Here is a 5,119-nt window from a genome sequence, read left to right on the forward strand (position 1 = left end):
CACCTCCTCTACTGGACATAACATCAGTATAGGAAAGACTGACGCGGTGGTGGCTGATCAACATGAGTAATCAGGTTGAGTTTTGTGCAGTGCAGGCATACCATCTTGGCGGTTCGAATTCCGGCCAGGGCAGGCGGCATGCCGGCCCGGCTCATCCTCACGGCGACAACCCGCGCGTTGAAAACCCAAGGAGCCACCATGAAAGATCCCGTCCGTATTGCCATCACCGGTGCCGCCGGCCAGATCAGCTATTCGCTCGCCTTCCGTATCGCCTCCGGCGACATGCTGGGCAAGGACCAGCCGGTCATCCTGCAACTGCTGGAGATCCCGCCGGCCATGGACGCCCTCAACGGCGTGGTGATGGAGCTCAACGACTGCGCCTTCCCGCTGCTCCAGGAGATCGTCGCCACCGACGATGCCAATGTCGCCTTCAAGGATGCCGACTTCGCCCTGCTGGTCGGCGCCCGTCCCCGCGGTCCGGGCATGGAGCGCAAGGACCTGCTGGAAGCCAATGCGGCGATCTTCTCCGTGCAGGGCAAGGCGCTCAACGACAACGCCAGCCGCGACGTGCGCGTGCTGGTGGTGGGCAACCCGGCCAACACCAATGCCCTGATCGCTTCCTGCAACGCGCCGGACCTGGACGCCGGCCAGTTCACCGCGATGATGCGTCTCGACCACAACCGCGCCAAGACCCAGCTGGCCCAGAAGACCGGCAAGCACGTCACCGACGTCGAGCAGATGATCGTCTGGGGCAACCACAGTGCGACCCAGTACCCCGATCTGGCCCACTGCAAGGTGGACGGCACCCCGGCCTTCGACCTGGTCGAGCGTGACTGGTACGAGAACGACTTCATCCCCACCGTGCAGCAGCGTGGTGCCGCCATCATCAAGGCGCGCGGTGCCTCCTCCGCGGCCTCCGCGGCCTCCGCGGCCATCGACCACATGCGCGACTGGGCGCTGGGCACCGACGAGGTGGTGAGCATGGGCATTCCCGCCGACGGCAGCTACGGCGTCGAGCCCGGCATCATGTATTCCTACCCGGTCGTCTGCAAGAACGGCAAGTACGAGATCGTCCAGGGCCTCGAGGTCGACGAGTTCAGCCGTGGCCGCATGAAGGCCACCGAGGACGAGCTGCGCGAGGAGCGCGCCGCCGTCGAGCACCTGCTGGGCTGATCGCCAGCGCCAAGCGCCGAGCTACAAGCGAACCCCGAGGCCATTGCCTCGGGGTTCGTTTTTGTTCGGGAGCAACACACACTGATGGCCGCCTGGCCGCCTGGCCGCCTGGCCGCCTGGCCGCCTGGCCGCCTGGCCGCCTGGCCGCTTGGCCGCTTGGCCGCTTGCAGCTAGTCCCTCAGACTGATGATCTTCCAGCCGCGGGCCTCGGCGACCTCGCGCAGGCTGGGGTCGGGGTCCACCGCCACCGGATGGTCGACCTGCTCCAGCAATGCCAGGTCGTTGTGGGAATCGCTGTAGAACCAGCTGTCGTCCAGGGTGAGGTCGCGGTCGGCGAGCCACGCCTCCAGACGCTTGACCTTGCCCTCCCGGTAGCTGGGAATACCGGTGGCACGCCCGGTATAGCGGCCGTCGACCACCTCGGGCTCCACGGCGATCAGCTCGTCGATGCCCAGGCGCTCGGCGATGGGACCGGTGATGAAGCAGTTGGTGGCAGTCACGATCAGCAGGGTGTCGCCGCGGGCGCGGTGGCGGGCCACCAGCTCCTCGCCCCGGGGCAGGATATGCGGCTCGATCTTGCTGGCCATGAACTGCTGGTGCCAGGCGGCGAGCTGCTCGGGGCTGTGCTCGGCGAGCGGGCGCAGCGCCACCGCCAGGAAGGCCTGGATGTCCAGGGTGCCGGCCTCGTAGTCGGCCAGGAAGCGGTCGTTGGCCTCGCGGTAGGCCACCGGGTCCACGGCGCCCTGCTCCAGCAGGAACTCGCCCCAGGCATGGTCGCTGTCGGTCGACAGCAGGGTGTTGTCCAGGTCGAAGATGGCCAGGCTCACTGCATTCCCCTCTGGTGTTCTCGAGCGTTTCAAGGTCGTGACAAGGTCGGCGATTATGGCAGAAGCGCCGTCGCGCTTCGAGCGCCGGGCCGGCGCGGATGAGGACGCATTCACGGCTTACAGCTTGGTCGTATTGATGCCCTTTGCGGCCTTGTGGAAGAATGGCGTCAATACTGGATTCATAAGGTGAAGTCCGTGATCGACGCTGACGGCTTTCGCCCCAATGTTGGCATCATCATCGCCAACGAGCAGGGGCAGCTGCTTTGGGCGCGTCGGGTAGGACAGAATGCGTGGCAGTTTCCCCAGGGAGGCATCAAGGCTAACGAGACTCCGCAACAGGCACTTTTTCGTGAGCTGCACGAAGAGATCGGCCTGACCGCCGACGACGTCGAGATCCTTGCCTGCACCCGGGGCTGGCTGCGCTACCGCCTGCCGCGACGCATGGTTCGTACCCACTCGAGGCCGGTGTGTATCGGCCAGAAACAGAAGTGGTTCCTGCTGAGGATTCACTGCCAGGAGAGCCGGATCTGCATGGACATGTCCGGCAAGCCGGAATTCGACGGCTGGCGATGGGTCAGTTACTGGTATCCTCTGGGGCAGGTCGTGCCCTTCAAGCGGGAGGTCTACCGCCGCGCCCTGCGCGAGCTCTCCCCCCGGGCCCAGCGGCTCGCCCTCGGCCATGGATAAGCCGAGGGCCTGACGGCCCCGCCATTCCTCAGCGAGGCGAGAGACAACCACAATGGAAAAGAAGACGCCGATGCTCGAGGTGTTGCGACGCATCATCCAGGAGGTCAACGGGGCTCGCAACCTGGAAGCGGCCCTGGCCACCATGGTGCGGCGCATCCGCAAGGCGATGCGCACCGACGTGTGCTCCTTCTACCTCTTCGACGGGGCCATCGACCGGCTGGTGCTGATGGAGACCATCGGCCTGCGCGCCCAGGCCGTAGGTCGGGTCAGCCTGCAGGTGGGCGAGGGCCTGGTGGGCCTGGTGGCCAAGCGCGAGGAACCGCTGAACCTGGAGGACGCCCAGGTCCACCCCCAGTTCCTCTACTTCGAGGCCACCGGCGAGGAGCGCTACTCGAGCTTTCTCGGCGTGCCGATCATCCACCAGCGCCGCATGCTGGGGGTGCTGGTGGTGCAGCAGTCCGAAAAGCGTCGCTTCGACGAGGAGGACGAGGCCTTCCTGGTCACCATGGCCGCCCAGCTGGCGGGCGTGCTGGCCCATGCCCTGGCGACGGGCGGGCTCAACCGGCCGAGCATCCCGGGAGGACAGGCGCGCTTCACCGGGGTGGCGGCCTCGCCGGGCATGGCCATCGGTGAGGCGGTAGTGATCGCCGCCCCGGCGGACCTCAACAGCGTGCCGGATCTGATTCCCACCGACGTGGAGTACGAGATCGCTCGGCTCAAGGAGGCCATCGGCCGGGTGCGCGACGAGATCCGCGCCGCCGGCGAACGCCTGGCCAGCCGCATCTCCGCCCAGGAGCTGGCGCTGTTCGATGTCTACCAGCAGATGCTCAGCGAGGCGGCCCTCTCCCAGGAGGTCGAGAAGCGTATCCGCGAAGGCCAATGGGCGCCCGGTGCCCTGGCCGACGTCGTGCGTCGCCACGTCCAGTACCTGGAGCGGGTCGACGACAACTACCTGCGCGAGCGTGCCGCCGACGTCCGCGACCTGGGGCGGCGAGTCCTGGCCCACCTTCAGGAGGAGACCCCCCAGACACCGGCGGTCTATCCCGACAGCACCATCCTGGTGGGCGACGAGATCAGCGTGGCGATGCTCGGCGAGGTACCCCGTGACAAGCTGGCCGGGCTGGTCTCGGTGCGCGGCTCCAGCACGTCCCACGTGGCCATCGTCGCCCGGGCCATGGGGATTCCCACGGTCTCGGGGATGGTCGACCTGCCGCTGCCGCGCCTCGGCGGCAACCGGGTGGTGCTGGACGGCCACCGCGGGCGCCTCTTCGTGCGACCCACCCCGGAGCTCGAGAGCCACTATCAGAGCCTGATCGACGAGGAGCGGGCGCTGATGGAGGTGCTGGAGCACGAGCAGGACCTGCCCAGCCGCACTCCGGACGGCCACGACATGCCGCTGATGGTCAACACCGGCCTGGCGGTGGACGCCGTGGCCTCGCTCAAGTCGCGGATCGGCGGGGTGGGGCTCTATCGCACCGAAGTCCCCTTCATGATCACCGAGCGCTTCCCCGGCGAGCAGGAGCAGACCCGCCTCTATCGTGAGCAGCTCGAGAGCTTCGCGCCCCTGCCGGTGGTGATGCGCACCCTGGACATCGGCGGCGACAAGGACCTTCCCTACTTTCCCATCGAGGAGGCCAACCCCTTCCTGGGCTGGCGCGGCATCCGGGTCACCCTCGACCATCCCGAGGTGCTGATGGTGCAGCTGCGCGCCATGCTGCGTGCCTCCCAGGGGCTCGACAACCTTCAGGTGCTGCTGCCGATGGTCACCAACGTCGACGAGGTCGACGATGCGCTGCGCCTGCTCGACCGCGCCATCCTCGAGCTCGGCGAGGAGGGGGTGGCGGTGAGCCGGCCTCCGGTGGGGGTGATGCTGGAGGTGCCGGCGACCCTCTACCAGCTCGATGCCCTGGCCAGTCGGGTCGACTTCTTCTCGGTGGGCAGCAACGACCTGACCCAGTACCTGCTGGCGGTGGATCGCAACAACCCTCGGGTCGCCGACCTCTACGACGCCTGCCACCCCGCCGTGCTCTCGGCCATGGCCCGGCTCGCCGAGGATGCTTTGCGGCTGGACATGCCCACCTCGGTGTGCGGCGAGATGGCCGGCGACCCCGCCGGGGCCCTGCTGCTCATGGGCATGGGCTTCGATGCGCTGTCGATGAATGCCCCCAGCCTGCCGCGGGTGAGGGCGGCGATCCGCCGGGTGCCTCTCGACAGCGCCCGCGAACTGGTCGACGAGACCCTCAGGCTCGAATCACCCGGCGAGGTGCGCCGCCACCTCGCCGAGCGCCTCGGCGGCTGGGACCTCGCCCACCTGCTGCCGCCTCGCGACTGACCCGGCTTCGCCGGGAGCGGAAAGATCGGCGCTTCGCGCCTGGAAGCCTGAAGCTGGAAGAAAGGGCTTTATACCTTCGGCGGCAAGGTCAGGCTGCTTT

The 5,119-nt window shown here is 67.6% G+C and carries 4 protein-coding genes; 3 read left to right on the forward strand and 1 reads right to left on the reverse strand.

The features are described 5' to 3' along the window. The first annotated feature begins 198 nt into the window (after positions 1 to 198). Positions 199 to 1,173 (forward strand): malate dehydrogenase, encoded by a 975-nt coding sequence (locus SCI24_RS09335; RefSeq protein WP_318725135.1) that lies wholly within the window; start codon positions 199 to 201, stop codon positions 1,171 to 1,173. Positions 1,174 to 1,343: 170 nt separating this feature from the next. Here the strand turns inward: SCI24_RS09335 and SCI24_RS09340 are convergent, their stop codons facing one another. Further along, positions 1,344 to 2,000 carry an HAD family hydrolase gene (locus SCI24_RS09340; protein ID WP_318725136.1) on the reverse strand — a complete coding sequence of 219 codons (657 nt, stop codon included), beginning with the start codon at positions 1,998 to 2,000 and terminating at the stop codon, positions 1,344 to 1,346. A 195-nt stretch (positions 2,001 to 2,195) separates the two neighbouring features. On the opposite strand from SCI24_RS09340, the gene SCI24_RS09345 reads away from it, so the two are divergent. After that, the gene (locus tag SCI24_RS09345) at positions 2,196 to 2,687 is read left to right on the forward strand and encodes an RNA pyrophosphohydrolase (protein ID WP_318725137.1); all 492 of its coding nucleotides are present in this window, start codon (positions 2,196 to 2,198) and stop codon (positions 2,685 to 2,687) included. A 70-nt stretch (positions 2,688 to 2,757) separates the two neighbouring features. After that, positions 2,758 to 5,019 (forward strand): phosphoenolpyruvate--protein phosphotransferase, encoded by a 2,262-nt coding sequence (gene ptsP, locus SCI24_RS09350; RefSeq protein WP_318725163.1) that lies wholly within the window; start codon positions 2,758 to 2,760, stop codon positions 5,017 to 5,019. Positions 5,020 to 5,119 lie beyond the last annotated feature (100 nt).

It is taken from the genome of Halomonas sp., from assembly GCF_033549285.1.
Taxonomy (GTDB): domain Bacteria; phylum Pseudomonadota; class Gammaproteobacteria; order Pseudomonadales; family Halomonadaceae; genus Halomonas.

What these genes read in the sequence shown, in the direction of transcription:
- ptsP (WP_318725163.1), top strand. Translation starts at nt 2,758, where the DNA reads ATGCTCGAGGTGTTGCGACGCATCATCCAGGAGGTCAACGGGGCTCGC.
- SCI24_RS09335 (WP_318725135.1), top strand. Translation starts at nt 199, where the DNA reads ATGAAAGATCCCGTCCGTATTGCCATCACCGGTGCCGCCGGCCAGATC.